Source organism: Bacillus sp. SIMBA_008 (assembly GCF_046535495.1).
In the GTDB taxonomy this organism is placed as follows: Bacteria; Bacillota; Bacilli; order Bacillales; family Bacillaceae; genus Bacillus; species Bacillus subtilis.
Window position 1 is genome coordinate 303976 of the sequence record NZ_JAWRWL010000004.1, and the last position, 15826, is coordinate 319801.

Sequence of the window (15826 nt, forward strand, 5' to 3'; positions counted from 1 at the left end):
CGAAAAAATGAAGGTATACTATATAGTAGAAAAAACGGAAGGGAAGTGCGGATTGGGTGCCAACAGAACGAAAAGAAGACTTACATCAGCAATTAAAAGAGATAGAGAAATGGGAAAAAGATCAGCAAAAAGTCTGGTTTTGGGAAAAGCTCAGCCGTCTCCCGTTTCAACTCCTGGACAAGCTGACACCGGAATTCATCCAGAAAAAGATCGGCAAGCTCTTGGATGAGGTCGGCAGCTTTGTTCAAACAGGCGGACAGTACCTGACATCTGAAAAACAGATTATCAGGATATTTCAAAAGAAACTGCCGGAGGAGATCTTTGAATCGCTGGAGGACATCCGGAAAGCGCCTCTTCCTGTCATGGATGAAATTGCGGAAGGAATGGGCAAAAACAGAACCAACGCAGCAACCGTTCAAGGCGCGACAACCGGTGTGGGCGGCGTGTTTACGCTGGCGGCAGACATTCCGGCAGTGCTTGGCTTATCACTAAAAACATTACAGGATATCGCAGTCGCATACGGCTATGACCCAAAGGAGAAAAAAGAACGCGTCTTCATTGTGAAATGCCTGCAGCTGACGTCGGCTGATGTTGTCGGCAAAAGATCGATTTTGCAGGAATTAAAACACTACGATCAAGACCGTACATATAAGAATGTCGCTTCTCAAATCCAAGGCTGGCGAGAAGTCGTTTTGGGCTATCGAGACACGTTTGGCTGGAAAAAACTTTTCCAGATGGTGCCGGTTGCCGGAATGGTTTTTGGCGCCGCTGCCAATCGCTCAACATTAAACGACATTACCGAGACAGGCATGATGCTGTACAAAAAGAGGCGCATTCTTGAACGACTGAAAGAAACAGAACGAGAGATGGAATAGTAGAAAGCAGACGGACACCGCGATCCGCCTGCTTTTTTTAGTGGAAACATACCCAATGTGTTTTGTTTGTTTAAAAGAATTGTGAGCGGGAATACAACAACCAACACCAATTAAAGGAGGAATTCAAAATGGCAGACGATAACAAAATGAGCAGAGAAGAAGCAGGTAGAAAAGGCGGAGAAACAACAAGCAAGAACCATGACAAAGAATTCTATCAAGAGATTGGGAAAAAAGGCGGAGAAGCCACAAGCAAAAATCATGACAAAGAATTCTATCAAGAAATCGGTGAAAAAGGCGGAGAAGCCACAAGCGAAAATCATGACAAAGAGTTCTATCAAGAAATCGGTGAAAAAGGCGGAGAAGCCACTAGCGAAAACCATGACAAAGAATTCTATCAAGAAATCGGCCGAAAAGGCGGAGAGGCAACAAGCAAAAATCATGATAAAGAATTCTACCAAGAAATTGGCTCAAAAGGCGGAAACGCCCGCAACAACGACTAATCAAAAGCATAAAGGCAGACAACCTGTAAATAAAAAAGCGATCCGGCACATCAGCTGGATCGCTTTTTTTTGGAATCTTCTCAATTTATGCCGCTATTGAGATACAATAAGTGAAAAAGGGGTTTTCGCTAATGTCCAAGATGCAAAACTTGCTCGCCATCGCAAATGAAGTCAAAGAAAAGCACGCCAATTTTTCAATCTCAGAGGTCAACGACCACTGCGTGCGCCTTGCGGTGTTTACGGGAGAATATGACTGGCACCATCACCCTGACTCAGACGGATTGTTTATTGTTCTTGAAGGGGAGCTGCTGATCGATTTTAAGGACAAAGAAACCGCGGTGCTCAAAGCAAATGACAGCCTGCTGATCCCTAAAGGCACGGTTCACCGCACACGCTCTTACGTCAGAACGGTAAATCTCTGTGTGGAGCATAAACAAGCCGAAACCGTCATCATAGAGGAGCAGCCATGCTAATCAAAAAGATGATATGTGAAGTAGATGCTGCAAACGCTGAAGCATTTGCAAAAGCGCAGTCACAGTGGGAAGCGTTATCGCATATAAGCGGCTTTATCAAACAGGCCGGCGGCTGGCGAAAAACGATAGACGAGCCGCTCACCGCAGAAATCATCAGTGTATGGGAAAACAGAGAAGCCTATGATCATTTTATGGAGAACGAACATGACAGCATATACGAGGAAAACGATCAGAAGGCTGTAATTCTTTCGATAGAGGTGACGGTGTACGAAGAGGATAAACCGTTCGTTCACGATCTGTTACATAACCCCGATATCCGGTACGAACCAAACTGGACGGTTCTGAAGGCATAATCAAAGCCCAAAACATCATGTTTTGGGCTTGTCTCTTTACTCGCGTCCCGGAAGTGTATTATGAACAAAAGGCGGTGCTGGTTTTAACTCCGGTTTTTCTCCAAACGTTTTTGCTTCTTTCACATATTCAAAGGCTTCTCCGTCCGGCGCTTTTTCATTCAGCCAGTTTTGCTCGGCGCTTACTTCGCCTTCAGAGAAATTGATAAGCTGATGTGAGAACTCTTGTTTTTCGAGCGCTTTCGGGAATGTACCCGGCACAACCGGACCTTCCTGTGCTTCTAATTCTTTAATGGCGGCGAGCCATTGGTTCTGGTGCATCGTGTCACGCGCCAGCAGGAAGCTGAGCATATCTTTGACGCCTTTGTCATCCGTCATTTCAAACAGGCGTGCGACCTGCAGACGGCCCTGAGATTCCGCATTCAGGTTGGCGCGGAAGTCTGCCAGCAGGTTTCCGCTTGCTACGATATAACCGCCGCTCCAAGGTACGCCTGTACTGCTTTCCGGCATGGCGCCAAGTCCTGATACAATCGCATGGTGAGGGTTCATGCCGCCTAGGATGGAGCCGATGACCGGATCTTCAGCAGCTTTTTCCTGCTGATCAAGAGGGGCATCCTCAAGAAGTCTGGCAATCATCGTTGCGATCATTTCAACATGCCCGAGCTCCTCAGTTGCCGTATCCATCAGCAAGTCCTTGTATTTTTCATTTCCTCTTGTGTTCCAGCCTTGAAATAAGTACTGCATGGCAACTGAAATTTCTCCGAATTGCCCGCCTAAAATTTCTTGCATTTTTTTAGCGAATAATGGATCTGGACGATCTGGTTTAGCAGGATGCTGCAGCATTTTTGTGTGCTTAAACATGTACCCATCTCCTTTTTCGTTTATCTCTTTTTATATTTCCGATCGATAGAAAGATAAACGAAAAACAGCGTATCGAGATGGGAACTATGAATCTTTTCGCAGCTCCAACAGTTCCCGGATCAGCTCCCGGCCAAAGATGGGCTCATACTGCCGGTAAACAGGGTCAAGACGCTTCATCCATTCTTGTTTCTCTTTATCTGACAGCTCATAAATATGTATAGCAGAATTCTTTTTGATTTCTTCCAGCTGCTCCTTGTTCATTTGTTCGGCATACGTTTCATTCCACTCCGTTGTCTCCTTCATCGCTTCAGTCAAAATGCGTCTTGTTTCTGGTGTTTGCGCCTTCCAGAAGTGTTCATCAGTCATGACAGCGTAGCCGAGATAACCGTGGCTGCTTATTGTCAAATAGTCCTGAACATTATAAAATTTTTTAGAATAGATGTTTGAAATTGTATTTTCTTCGCCATCGACTACATTGTTTTCTAACAGCTGAAAGGTAGAATTGAAGGATTCCTGATGAGGTGTTGCGCCAAGCAGCTTGAACTGATCCTCAATCACATCGCTTTGCATAATGCGCAGATCCTGCCCTTTTAAGTCATCCGGTGTTTTGACCGGCCCTTGATTTGTTGTGATTTGCTTAAAGCCGTTCGTCCAATAGGCCAATCCTTTCAATTGGTTTTTCTTTAGAGAATCAAACAGCTGTGTGCCGATGCTTCCGTTCAGCCCTTTTTTGACGGCGTTGTAATCTGTAAATGCATACGGCAGATCCAGCACTCCCCATTCAGGCGAGAGCATGCCGAGCTTCGATGTGGAGGGGGCGATAAATTGAACATCGCCGTTTTGCAATGCTTCAATTTCTTCAATGTCCGAGTACAGGCTTCCATTCGGAAATACTTCTATTTTTATTTTTCCGCCTGATTTTTCGTTCACCAGATCAGCGAATTTATTGGCGGCCAGCCCTTTTGGCGTATTTTCAGCAACCACGTGGCTGAATTTAAACACGATTTGATCCTGCAGGCCTTCCTGGTCGTCATCATAAACAATCTTTTTATTGCCGGTATGATCATGGAATCCGATAAATAAAGCGGTTGCAATTCCAGCGATCATCAGTGCGAGACATGCAAGCAAACTCTTCATGAAAAGCCCTCCCCTATGTTAAGGATAATGGGGGCTATGACATTCGTAAAGACCTGAAAGGAGAAGCTGATGAACAAAAAGAAGCTCTCAATCCGTTGGAAAATCACGATCTTATCCTATATACTCGTCATTTTCTCCTTTTTGATCGGCGGCATTGTGCTCATCGGCAACATTCAGCATACAGAGGAGCGGGAGCTGAAAAAGCGGCTGATGAATACGGCCCGGACGGTGTCAGAGATGACAGAAGTGAAAGAAGCCTTGGCGCGAAAAAAACAAACAGAAGCGGTTCGCCATGCGGTTGAAGAAATCAGGATGATTAATGAAGCAGACTATATTGTCGTCATGGATATGAATCACATCCGATATACGCATCCTGTCAGCACAAGCATTGGCAAGAAATCAGAAGGTGCAGACGAGGAGGCAGCTTTTGCGGAGCACATTTATTTCTCTGAAGCAAAGGGCGAGATCGGCACGGCGGTTCGCGCTTTTTATCCGGTAAAGGATCAAGACCTGAACCAAATAGGCGTGGTGCTTGTCGGAAAAACGCTGCCGGGGATCGCTGACATCCTGCTTCATTTAAAGCGTGATATCGCCTTCATCGTTGTGCTGACACTCGGCTTTGGCCTTGCTGGTTCCTTTTTGCTGGCCCGCCATATCAAAAAACAAATGTTTCAGCTTGAACCCCATGAGATTGTCCGAATGTATGAAGAACGGACAGCGACGTTTCACTCGATGAATGAAGGGGTGATCGCTATTGACAATCGTCTCGTCATTACGATCTTCAATGAAAAAGCGAAACAGATCTTTGAAGTGCAGGGGGATCTAATCGGCAAGGTGATTTGGGAGGTTCTCAAGGATTCGCGCCTGCCCGAAATCGTGGAGCGGAACAAAGCGGTTTATAATGAAGAAATTCGTGTCAGCGGTAAGGTGATCATGAGCAGCAGAATTCCGATCGTCATGAAGAAAAAAGTGATCGGCGCCGTTGCGATTTTTCAGGACAGAACGGAAGCGGCCAAGATGGCAGAGGAATTGACTGGTGTCAGAAACTTTGTGGAGGCGCTCCGTGTCCAAAACCATGAGCATATGAATAAGCTGCACACGATCGCCGGTCTCATCCAGCTGGGGAAATCTGAAAAAGCCTTGCAGCTTGCATTCCAGGCGTCAACTGAGCAGGAAAATGTGACTGAATTTCTGCACCGCTCGATTCAAAATGACGCTGCGGCAGGCCTTCTATTAAGTAAAATCAGAAGGGGAAGAGAGCTCGGCATTGCTGTTCATATAGATGAAAACAGCAGTCTTCAGCAATTTCCCGAGCATGTTGATCAGCATGATATTGTCGTGCTTTTGGGGAATCTGATTGAAAATGCCTTCGGCTCATTTGAAACCGTTCAATCTGAAGACAAACGAATTGACATTAGTATCGAACAAACAGATGATATCCTTGCTATTTTAATAGAAGATAACGGCTGCGGAATTGAACCGACACATATGCCTCGCCTTTATGACAAAGGTTTTACGGTCAATAAAACTGGCGGCACAGGCTATGGCCTGTATCTAGTGAAACAAATCATAGACAAAGGATCGGGCACGATAGAAGTTGATTCACATGCGGGGCAGGGGACATCTTTTTCTATCGTTTTTCCAATGAAGGGGGAGGAAGCACAGCATGGCTCGTAAAGAATGGAAGGTTCTGCTCATTGAAGACGATCCGATGGTTCAAGAGGTCAATAAGGATTTCATTACAACTGTTAAAGGCGTTACTGTCTGTGCAACGGCAGGAAACGGAGAGGAAGGCATGAAGCTGATTAAAGAAGAACAGCCAGATCTCGTCATTCTCGATGTGTACATGCCGAAAAAAGACGGCATCAAGACCTTGCAGGAGATCAGAAAGCAAAAGCTTGAAGTGGATGTCATTGTCGTCTCCGCTGCAAAAGACAAGGAAACGATCTCACTCATGCTGCAAAACGGGGCGGTTGACTATATCTTAAAGCCGTTTAAGCTTGAGCGAATGAGACAGGCACTCGAAAAGTACAAGCAATATAAACAAAAAATCGAAGCGAATGATACGCTGTCCCAGGAACAGCTCGATGCGATCCTGAATATTCCGCAGCAGGCCGTACAGGATCTGCCGAAAGGGTTGAATCACTTCACGATGAATGAAGTCACTGCTTTTTTGAAACAGCAAACCGCATCCCTTTCTGCTGAAGAGGTTGCCAAGGCGCTCGGCATCGCCAGAGTGACAGCCAGACGATATCTTGATTACTTAGAAAAAACCGGGATCATCAAATTGGACGTTCAATACGGCGGAGTCGGCCGGCCGGTCAACCGCTACGTGTTAAAAGGATAAACCTGAGACCAAAAAGACCAAAATGTCCGTTATGATCATAAACTTCCCCAGACTGTATGAAAACGCTATCATTCTAGTAAGAAAGACACAAAAGGCGAATAGGACAGGGGGATGAAGGATATGAAACTGTTTAAAAATTTAACAGTTCAGGTCATAACCGCGGTCATCATCGGGGTCATTGTCGGGCTGGTCTGGCCGGATGTCGGCAAAGAAATGAAACCGCTTGGTGATACATTTATCAACGCTGTTAAAATGGTGATCGCACCAATCATTTTCTTCACAATCGTTCTCGGGATTGCAAAAATGGGCGATATGAAGAAGGTTGGAAAAGTAGGGGGAAAAGCGTTTATCTATTTCGAGGTTGTCACCACCCTCGCACTCATTATCGGTTTATTTGTCGTCAATATTATGAAGCCGGGTGCGGGTCTTGATTACAGCAAGCTTGAAAAAGGAGATGTATCACAATACACGCAAAATGGCGGTCAGGGAATCGACTGGATTGAATTTGTTACACACATTGTTCCATCCAACATGGTTGATGCCTTCGCAAAAGGGGACATTTTGCAGGTCTTATTCTTTTCTATTCTTTTCGGAGTGGGTCTTGCGGCATTAGGCGAAAAAGGAAAAAGCGTCATTGATTTCTTCGACAAGGTTTCTCACGTTTTTTTCAAAATTATCGGCTACATTATGCGTGCCGCGCCAATCGGGGCATTCGGGGCGATGGCGTATACAATCGGACACTTCGGGCTCGATTCCATCAAACCGCTGGCAAGCTTAATGATGTCTGTTTATATTACGATGTTCCTGTTCGTATTTGTTGCTTTAAATATCATCTGCAAGCTTTACGGATTCAGCCTGTGGAATTACCTTCGCTTCATTAAGGATGAGCTTTTGATCGTGCTTGGCACAAGCTCTTCCGAATCGGTGCTTCCGCGTATGATGGATAAAATGGAGCGCTACGGCTGTTCCAAATCCGTTGTCGGGCTTGTTATTCCGACGGGCTATTCGTTTAACCTCGACGGCACATCCATTTATTTATCAATGGCGACTGTCTTTCTGGCACAGGTGTTTGGAGTAGACCTCAGCATCGGCCAGCAAATTACGATTATCCTCGTTCTGATGCTGACATCGAAGGGAGCGGCAGGTGTGACGGGAAGCGGATTTATCGTCCTTGCCTCAACGCTGTCAGCGCTGCAGGTCATTCCGCTGGAGGGTCTTGCACTCCTGCTCGGGGTCGACCGTTTCATGAGTGAAGGAAGAGCCATTGTGAACCTGATCGGAAACGGAATCGCCACGATCATTGTTGCCAAAAGCGAAAATGAATTTGATGAAGCAAAAAGCGTAGAGGCTGTGGAAGGCATGAAAAAAATGAAAACAGCAGTCTGAAAAAAGAACGGCCCATCCATGGGGCCGTTTTTTTAATTGTTTAAGAATTATTAAGGTAAGGACAGAGACCTCAGCATTTTTTTGTTATATAATTTACAAATGGATACTATATTGAATGAAGGACGTTTGTCCTAACAGGAGTGTATAAATGGCCGCTTTAGTTAAATTTTTTCAGCACCCGGGAGTAAGGCGTTTCTCCATCTTTGTCGTGTTAACTGGTGTGTTATATCTATTTAAGAGCATGATCAACTTAATATTGCTTACCTTCATTTTCACATTTCTAATGGATCGTTTGGAACTTGTCGTGCGGCAGTTTGTAAGCCAGTTCTTCCGCGTGAGCCAGCGGGTTGTCATTACGTTTCTTTACATGTTGCTGGCTGTGCTGCTTACAGTCGGGGGCTTTGTGTTTTATCCGGTCGTCGCGGCACAGATCCAGCAGCTGGTAAAGCAGATTAAACATATTGCGTATCATCCTGACAGCATCCCTTTCTTTGATGAGATCACCAGTGTCTTCGGAGATATTAACATCAGTTCATATGTCAAAGAGGGTTTCAATGTAGTGTATACGTATCTGGCCGATATCAGCACATTCGGCTTGCAGGTCGTGATGGCGCTCATTCTTAGCATGTTTTTCTTATTTGAGAAAAAACGGCTTTCTGAATTCATGGCGAAATTTAAAACGAGCAAACTGAGGGTCTTTTATGAGGAGATTGCTTTTTTCGGAAGCAAATTTGCAAGAACGTTCGGCAAGGTGCTCGAGGCTCAATTTATCATTGCGCTCGTCAACTGTATTCTGACGTTTATCGCGCTTTGGATTATGCATTTTCCGCAGCTGTTTGGGCTTTCGATTATGGTGTTCTTCCTTGGATTGATCCCTGTAGCAGGCGTCGTCATTTCCCTGATTCCGCTCAGCATTATCGCCTACAGCACTGGCGGCGGGATGTATGTGCTCTACATTGTCCTTGTCATATTCGCCATTCATGCGATCGAAACATATTTCTTAAATCCGAAGCTGATGTCGGCGAAAACAGAGCTGCCAATCTTTTTCACCTTCACAGTACTCATTTTCTCTGAACACTTCTTCGGCATTTGGGGTTTAATTATCGGGATTCCGATCTTTGTGTTTCTCCTTGATATTCTGGATGTCACCAACAAGGAAGATAGGTCTAAAGGACCCCGAGAGAATAGCGATAAAATGTAGTTTAAAATCGAATAATGAGTGTGCCTCGATCTGCCGGCCTGCCTGTTCAAGGCATGGAATTAAGACTCGGAATCGGAGCTTGGCATTGCTTCGCACAGTGGTGAACACAACAGGTGACAATGCCTGTCATCATTACAGAAACTGAAAAGAACAAACAGTCGGAGTAAACGCTCATCATCGGTTTAACCAAACATTTGGAAGCAACAAATGCTATAATACAAACAGTGCCTAATGTTAGGCACTGTTTATTTTTTGTCGAAAAAGGAGGAAGGCTTTATGGCTGAGCCGATTTTACATATTGAAGGCCTCGATAAAAAGATTGGGTCTAAACAGATTTTAAAACAGATCAGCATGGACGTCATGGAGGGTGAAATCATCGGCCTGCTCGGTCCGAATGGTTCCGGAAAAACAACACTCATCCGTATCATCGTCGGGCTGCTGAAACAAAACAGCGGAAGCGTGACAATCAGCGGATTCCAGCATGATACAGAGTTTGAAAAAGCGATGGAAGCGGTTGGAGCGATTGTTGAGAACCCTGAGTTCTATCCGTACCTGACAGGCTGGGAAAACCTCAAGCACTTTGCGAATATGCACAAAAAAATAGCGGATGAACGGCTTGATGAAGTGGTGGAACGTGTCGGGCTGACGTCAGCGATTCATGATAAGGTGAAAACCTATTCTCTTGGGATGCGCCAGCGTCTGGGTATCGCCCAGGCAATTCTTCACCGGCCGAAGCTTCTCATTCTAGATGAACCGACAAACGGCCTCGATCCTGCGGGGATGAAGGATTTTCGCGATCATGTTAAGGAACTCGCAGAAATGGAAGGAACAGCTGTCCTGTTCGCCACTCATTTATTGCGCGAGGTTGAAGACTTGTGCGACCGTGTCATCATCATTCAAAAAGGTGAGATCAAAGCGGAAGTCAGCTTACAAGGAACTGATCAAACCACAGAAAAAGCGATTATAGAAGTGCAGCCGCAAGAAAAAGCGCTCAATTGGCTTACAGGCAATCAATATCAAGCTGAGAGCCAAGACGGGACGATTGTAGTTGAGGTGGCAAAAGAAAACATACCGGAGCTGAACCGATCACTTGTCGGACAAGATTTGAATGTATTTTCCATTACGCCTTACACGCAGTCACTGGAAGACGAATTTATAAAAGCGACAACAGCTCATCAAGAGGAGGGAGAAGAGCTTGTCTAAATTAATTTGGAATGAACATATGAAACTTTTTAATCGGAAGGTTACTTTGGTTTCCCTTATCCTGATGGCTGTCTTTCAATTCTTCATGGCATTGATCATTAAACGGATTGTCATCAGTGCCGGAACAGATGAAAACTTCATCGGCTATTTATCGTATACACCGAGCCTGAACATTTTGCTGCAGGCTTTAACGATCGTAATTGCAGCAACAATTGTTTCGATGGAATTTGATAAAAAGACGATCAAATTTTTGCTCATTCGTCCGGTTAAACGCCAAAAGGTCTTTTGGTCAAAATTAATCACAGTCGTGATGGTCAGCTTCTATTTGTATTTGGCATACTACATTCTGGCATTATTATTCGGTCTCTTGTTTTTTGGCACATCGGTGACTGCGGAATCAAAGACATTGCTGGTCAACACCTTGGCGCTGATCGGGTCAAACTGGCTTGAAGCTGTAATGATGGGATTATTCGGGCTGCTTTGTTCTTCGCTGTTCCGCAATAGCGCGGTAGCAGTTGTTGTTTCTTTTGTCGTTTTATACGGAGCGAGTACACTTGTTCAGCTCATGAAGTTGTTTGAAAACAAGTGGGGCAGCTTTTTGCTTTTTGCGAACACTGACTTTACGCAATACAGAAGCGGAGAGACAGCGTTGTTTTCAGGCATGACGCCATTGTTTTCAATTGGAATTCTCATCATACATGCCATATTCTTCATCGTTGTTGGCTGGTGGTGCTTCTGTAAACGGGATGTTCGGGTCTAAAGGCAAGGAATGACATTTTTGTGAAAAAGCTCACGTAAATCAATATCATTTGATATTTTGGTTTATACTAAAGGTACTGACGGAGGTGTCTCGATTGAGGAACTTTATTACCGCTTTACCGATCGTATTGCTGCTTGGATTCTCATTTGTGTCATTCATGTTTCAGTTTGAACATCTTGTTTATTTCAGGCTCGCGCTTGGGTTGTTTTCTCTCGTGGGACTGTACATGATATATAAAATGAAGACGGGCATCCGCTATTTTATCATCTATCTGTATGCCAGCTGGATTGTGTTGGCCGCAGTGACCGCTTTTGAAGAGCCGATTTTCTCAAGCTTTTTCTTTGGCGGCCTGGTGATGACGATGGGTTACCTGACATATATGCTGATTTATCTCGGCATGAAACAAGACCGGGATGCAAATCCTGTGTAATCGCGCTGTTCCCTTGGGGAACGGCGTGTTTTTCTATACTGGGCAAAAGGTTAACAGTTGCGGAAAAATGGCAGGAAATCTATAATACATATTAAATTTATCGGAATTAAAACTGGGGGGCTGCCGGATGTCATTATTTATACAAAACGATCAACAGCGGCAATGGATGGAGAAAATCGGACGGATTGCGGATGAATTTCAGCAAACAGCTGCTGAAGATGACGAACAGGGACGTTTTCCTGCAGAGAAAATACAAAAACTGCGTGATGCTGGGTATACAGCATTAACATTGCCGGCATCTCATGGCGGAGGGGGCATTTCTGTTTACGATATGCTCTTGTTTCAAGAACGGCTTGCACGGGGAGATGCTCCGACGGCTCTTAGCATCGGCTGGCATTTGAGCGTGATCGGGGAGCTTGGAGAAGGCAACAGCTGGGATGAAGACGTATTTGCATTTGTTGCCAAGGAAGTCCAAAACGGAGCCGTCATTAACAGGGCGGCGACTGAAGCGAAAACCGGAAGCCCGACAAGAGGAGGGCGTCCCGGTACACACGCCGTCAAAAAGGATGGCAAATGGGCAGTGAACGGGAGAAAAACCTTTACGACGATGTCACAAGCTCTGGATTATTTTTTAGTAACCGCATGGATTGAGGACAAACAAACAACAGGCGTGTTTCTCATTCATAAAGATGATCCCGGCTTGTCGATTGAAGAAACGTGGGATATGATGGCGATGCGGGCGACTGGGAGCCATGACCTTGTACTGAACGAAGTAATGCTTGATGAGAATAAGCTGGTGGAACTGCTTCAAGGGCCTCGTGGAGCTAAGCCGAATGGCTGGCTGCTTCACATTCCTGCGATTTATCTTGGTGTGGCTCAAGCTGCTCGTGACTATGCAGTGCAATTTGCATCTGAGTATTCTCCAAACAGCTTGAATGGACCGATCAAGAATGTCCCGGCCGTACAGCAAAGAACAGGCGAAATGGAGCTTGAACTGCTCAATGCCAGACACTTTCTTTTCCATATCGCTCAATTGTATGACGATCCGGTGCGGCGTCCACACTTGACCAGCGAGCTCGGTGCGGCGAAACATATCGTCACAAACGCTGCGCTGTCTGTTGTTGATAAAGCGATGAGAATTGTCGGGGCCAAAAGCCTGGAACGAACCAACCCGCTTCAGCGCTATTACCGTGATGTGCGCGCCGGTCTTCACAACCCGCCGATGGATGACGCCGTGATACACAAGCTGGCAGCTGAAGCGTTTGAGTCATAAAAAAAAGAGCCTTACCGGCTCTTTTTATGTATTGTTTTGCTCTTGCAGATTTTTTTGATGCTTGCGGTCGATCCTGTCATAAATAACGTTCATCAGCTTTGGATTGCCCATAATCGCCTCTTTGTTTTCCTGGATCAGCTGTTGGTAAGTTTTCACTTTACGCTTCGGCATGCTCCGGCGCCCTCCTGACATGTTTGTATTCACTTTCTAACTCCGTCAGCGACAATTCATACAGATGACGCTTTGACTTTTTGTATATACCATTCTGTATTAACAGATGAATGAGCTGTTTTTTTCTGATTTCTGCAGACTGAGGTGTCATTGTGTCACCAACCTCCAATCAAACGATATTGATAATCATTATCAATTAACTTCAGTATACAATGTCCGCAATAGCCTGTAAAGATGAAAAGAGTCCTACTCTTGGCCAATTTACAAACATTCAACAAATCGACAAAAAGTTTCCCGGGCAATAATTTGCTGTCGAAATATTCCGCTTCATTGAACGCACCCTGCTATTTTTCATGTTTTGAACCATACTATGTAATAGAATGGAGGCTGGTATTCAATGGAGCGGACAGAAAATCTGAAAAAGGGAGAAAAAGGGGCGCTCCTCAATATTTTTGCATATGTCATCCTTGCTGTTGTAAAGCTAGTTATCGGGATTCTATATCATTCTGAAGCGCTGAGAGCAGACGGGTTAAATAATGGAACAGATATTGTTGCGTCAGTAGCAGTGCTGATAGGATTGCGGATTTCTCAAAGACCGGCTGACAGCGATCATCCATACGGCCATTATCGGGCTGAAACAATTTCGTCTCTTGTTGCGTCTTTTATTATGATGGCAGTCGGCATTGAAGTGTTAATCGGCGGAGGAAAAGCGATTGCGGGCGGCACAACGGAAACGCCAAATCTTATCGCGGCATGGACGGCGTTAGGCAGTGCTGTGTTTATGTATGGCATCTATTTATATAACAAAAGGCTGGCAGCGTCCATTAAAAGCTCTGCCCTGATGGCAGCGGCAAAGGACAGCAGGTCAGACGCTTTTGTAAGTGCCGGCGCGTTTATCGGTGTTTTTTCGTCCCAGCTGAAGCTGCCGTGGGTTGATCCGGTAACGGCTTTTATCATCGGCATCATCATTTGCAAAACTGCGTGGGATATCTTTAAAGACGCTTCACATTCCTTAACAGACGGCTTCCATTTAAAAGATCTTGAGCCTTACAAACAGACCGTCGGCAGGATCGAAAATGTGCATCGCCTAAAGGATGTGAAAGCGAGGTATTTAGGCAGTACAGTTCATATCGAGATGGTGATTACGGTTGATCCGAAGCTTACAGTAGAAGAAGGCCATGGAGTGGCGGATGAAGTAGAAGACAAAATAAAACATGAACACGATGTCACTCATGTTCATGTTCATGTAGAGCCTGACGACATAAAATAAGGCTGTTTAACGAATTAGCTTATATGTTCAGATAAAAATTCAGTCACTTCTTCAGGCGTTTTGGCATTGGCGCTGTGAAGGTGAGCTGTTTTTTCACCGTTCTTGAAAATAAGCAGGCTGGGAATGCCCATTACTTGGTATTTTTCAGCCAGGTCAGGAAGCTCGTCCTTATTCAGCTCATACCAGTCGTTTTGGTTGTATTCTTCCAAAATATCGCCGATGAACATATTCATGCGTGTGCAGTCTGGGCACCAATCAGCATAAAACTTTACAATGATTTCTTTATCAGATTGAATCAGTTCATTAAATTGTTCGTTTGTTGTGATTTTTTTCATATGTCACATCTCCTTTTCAATGCCATTTTAATATAAAATAAAAAGGAATTACATACAAATGCATTCAACATCAGCATGCCCAAAAATAATTAGATCATTTTCCGGTGAAAATGATAAGATAGTAAAGATGAATTGTAGTGGGGGGAGTATCCATTGAAAACAAGTCTAGGATTAGTGTACGGAGGAAAGTCGGCAGAACATAATGTTTCCCTGCAGACAGCTCTGGCTGTAATCAAAGCGCTAAATACTGAGAAGTTTGATATACATCCGATTTATATAACAGAAAAAGGCGAATGGGTTAGAGGCGCCCGTTTAACTGAACCTGTTTCAAACGTGAAAATGCTTCAATTTGAGCAAGGAGGCAGTGCTTTTTCTCCAGCTGCCCTGAACCAGGAGATGTTTCCGCAGGAAGCGTCACAGCAAAATGAAGCCATCGACGTCGTATTCCCGCTCCTCCACGGACCGAACGGAGAAGACGGTACGATCCAGGGAATGCTCGAGCTGTTGAACATTCCTTATGTCGGCAACGGAGTGCTTGCTTCCTCAGCTGGCATGGATAAAGTTGTCATGAAACATTTATTTGCGCAGGTTGGCCTTGCTCAGGCTAAATACGCAGCTTTCCTTAAGAAAGACTGGACTCGTTCTCCGAAAGAAAGCTGTGAGGAGGTTGAACAGGAATTAGGCTACCCTTGCTTCGTAAAACCGGCGAACCTCGGCTCAAGTGTCGGAATCAGCAAATGCCGAAACCGTGAAGAACTGCAAAAAGCGTTTGAGCTTGCTTTCCAATATGACCGCAAAGTCGTCGTTGAAGAAGGAATTAACGGCCGCGAGATCGAAATCGGCGTTCTTGGAAATGATGATCCTAAATGCTCTGTTGTGGGAGAAATCGCACCGAAGACAGATTTCTACGATTACAAAGCGAAATATGAGGATGGAGATACTGATCTGATGATTCCGGCGATTGTGACTGATGAGGAATACGCAACAATCAGTGATATGGCGATCAAAGCGTTTAAAGCGATCGACGGTTCAGGACTCGTCAGAGCGGACTTTTTCCTGACAGCTGACGGCGAAGTTCTGATCAATGAAGTCAACACAATGCCTGGCTTTACACCTTTCAGCATGTTCCCGTTGCTCTGGAAAGAAGCCGGAGTGGAATATGCTGACCTGATTGAACAGCTTGTGGAGCTTGCAAAAGAACGCCACGCTGAAAAACAATTGATTAAGCATACATTCTAATGAAGAAGGACACTG

At 45.0% G+C, this 15826-nt stretch carries 19 protein-coding genes; 14 read left to right on the forward strand and 5 right to left on the reverse strand.

Annotated elements, in window-relative coordinates; all coding sequences use genetic code 11:
• Window positions 1-56: 56 nt before the first annotated feature.
• The 4 genes from SB658_RS15560 (at window position 57) to SB658_RS15575 (ending at window position 2201) form a co-directional block, all read left to right on the forward strand.
• Window positions 57-875, forward strand: coding sequence for an EcsC family protein (locus SB658_RS15560; protein ID WP_003234359.1), 819 nt, complete (start codon window positions 57-59; stop codon window positions 873-875).
• A 128-nt stretch (window positions 876-1003) separates the two neighbouring features.
• Window positions 1004-1375 carry a glucose starvation-inducible protein GsiB gene (gsiB, locus tag SB658_RS15565; protein ID WP_003234357.1) on the forward strand — a complete coding sequence of 124 codons (372 nt, stop codon included), beginning with the start codon at window positions 1004-1006 and terminating at the stop codon, window positions 1373-1375.
• A 131-nt stretch (window positions 1376-1506) separates the two neighbouring features.
• A complete protein-coding gene (locus tag SB658_RS15570; RefSeq protein WP_032677487.1) occupies window positions 1507-1848 on the forward strand; it encodes a cupin domain-containing protein in 342 nt (113 codons plus the stop codon).
• Window positions 1842-2201, forward strand: a complete 360-nt coding sequence (locus SB658_RS15575; protein ID WP_003246730.1) for a YdbC family protein — start codon at window positions 1842-1844, stop codon at window positions 2199-2201. The genes SB658_RS15570 and SB658_RS15575 overlap by 7 nt, the downstream gene beginning before the upstream one ends.
• A 36-nt stretch (window positions 2202-2237) precedes the next feature.
• Here the strand turns inward: SB658_RS15575 and SB658_RS15580 are convergent, their stop codons facing one another.
• Together SB658_RS15580 and dctB are read right to left on the reverse strand one after the other, a co-directional pair.
• Window positions 2238-3059: a manganese catalase gene (locus SB658_RS15580; RefSeq protein WP_003234352.1), complete on the reverse strand. Its 822-nt coding sequence runs from the start codon at window positions 3057-3059 to the stop codon at window positions 2238-2240.
• A gap of 84 nt (window positions 3060-3143) precedes the next feature.
• On the reverse strand, window positions 3144-4196 hold the full coding sequence (gene dctB / locus SB658_RS15585; RefSeq protein ID WP_003234350.1) for a C4-dicarboxylate TRAP transporter substrate-binding protein DctB: 1053 nt from the start codon (window positions 4194-4196) through the stop codon (window positions 3144-3146).
• A gap of 69 nt (window positions 4197-4265) precedes the next feature.
• Here dctB and dctS point away from each other — a divergent pair, with 69 nt between their 5' ends.
• From dctS to SB658_RS15625, 8 genes are all read left to right on the forward strand, one after another.
• Entirely contained in the window at window positions 4266-5873 is a 1608-nt protein-coding gene (dctS, locus tag SB658_RS15590; protein ID WP_003234348.1) for a two-component system sensor histidine kinase DctS, read from the forward strand.
• Window positions 5863-6543 carry a two-component system response regulator DctR gene (gene dctR / locus SB658_RS15595; protein WP_003234347.1) on the forward strand — a complete coding sequence of 227 codons (681 nt, stop codon included), beginning with the start codon at window positions 5863-5865 and terminating at the stop codon, window positions 6541-6543. The genes dctS and dctR overlap by 11 nt, the downstream gene beginning before the upstream one ends.
• Window positions 6544-6663: 120 nt before the next feature.
• Window positions 6664-7929: a C4-dicarboxylate transporter DctP gene (gene dctP, locus SB658_RS15600; protein ID WP_014475862.1), complete on the forward strand. Its 1266-nt coding sequence runs from the start codon at window positions 6664-6666 to the stop codon at window positions 7927-7929.
• A gap of 148 nt (window positions 7930-8077) precedes the next feature.
• On the forward strand, window positions 8078-9130 hold the full coding sequence (locus SB658_RS15605) for an AI-2E family transporter (RefSeq protein WP_015252777.1): 1053 nt from the start codon (window positions 8078-8080) through the stop codon (window positions 9128-9130).
• Window positions 9131-9406: 276 nt separating this feature from the next.
• The gene (locus SB658_RS15610; protein WP_029726544.1) at window positions 9407-10333 is read left to right on the forward strand and encodes an ABC transporter ATP-binding protein; all 927 of its coding nucleotides are present in this window, start codon (window positions 9407-9409) and stop codon (window positions 10331-10333) included.
• Window positions 10326-11093: an ABC transporter permease gene (locus SB658_RS15615; protein WP_003246631.1), complete on the forward strand. Its 768-nt coding sequence runs from the start codon at window positions 10326-10328 to the stop codon at window positions 11091-11093. Before SB658_RS15610 ends, SB658_RS15615 begins: the two co-directional genes overlap by 8 nt.
• A gap of 94 nt (window positions 11094-11187) precedes the next feature.
• On the forward strand, window positions 11188-11523 hold the full coding sequence (locus tag SB658_RS15620) for a hypothetical protein (protein ID WP_003225151.1): 336 nt from the start codon (window positions 11188-11190) through the stop codon (window positions 11521-11523).
• Between the two features lie 127 nt (window positions 11524-11650).
• Window positions 11651-12796 (forward strand): acyl-CoA dehydrogenase family protein, encoded by a 1146-nt coding sequence (locus SB658_RS15625; RefSeq protein WP_003234334.1) that lies wholly within the window; start codon window positions 11651-11653, stop codon window positions 12794-12796.
• 24 nt (window positions 12797-12820) lie between these two features.
• Here the strand turns inward: SB658_RS15625 and fbpB are convergent, their stop codons facing one another.
• Complete coding sequence (gene fbpB / locus SB658_RS15630) at window positions 12821-13000, reverse strand: Fur-regulated basic protein FbpB (protein WP_010886410.1); 180 nt, start codon at window positions 12998-13000, stop codon at window positions 12821-12823.
• Complete coding sequence (locus tag SB658_RS15635) at window positions 12954-13118, reverse strand: Fur-regulated basic protein FbpA (RefSeq protein WP_003225157.1); 165 nt, start codon at window positions 13116-13118, stop codon at window positions 12954-12956. Before SB658_RS15635 ends, fbpB begins: the two co-directional genes overlap by 47 nt.
• A gap of 246 nt (window positions 13119-13364) precedes the next feature.
• Between SB658_RS15635 and SB658_RS15640 the strand changes: the two genes are divergently transcribed.
• Window positions 13365-14237 (forward strand): cation diffusion facilitator family transporter, encoded by an 873-nt coding sequence (locus SB658_RS15640; protein WP_003234329.1) that lies wholly within the window; start codon window positions 13365-13367, stop codon window positions 14235-14237.
• A gap of 14 nt (window positions 14238-14251) precedes the next feature.
• Here SB658_RS15640 and SB658_RS15645 read toward each other — a convergent pair whose 3' ends face one another.
• Window positions 14252-14572 carry a thioredoxin family protein gene (locus SB658_RS15645; RefSeq protein WP_003234326.1) on the reverse strand — a complete coding sequence of 107 codons (321 nt, stop codon included), beginning with the start codon at window positions 14570-14572 and terminating at the stop codon, window positions 14252-14254.
• A gap of 153 nt (window positions 14573-14725) precedes the next feature.
• On the opposite strand from SB658_RS15645, the gene SB658_RS15650 reads away from it, so the two are divergent.
• Window positions 14726-15811 (forward strand): D-alanine--D-alanine ligase, encoded by a 1086-nt coding sequence (locus SB658_RS15650; protein ID WP_003246721.1) that lies wholly within the window; start codon window positions 14726-14728, stop codon window positions 15809-15811.
• The last annotated feature ends 15 nt before the right edge of the window (window positions 15812-15826 follow it).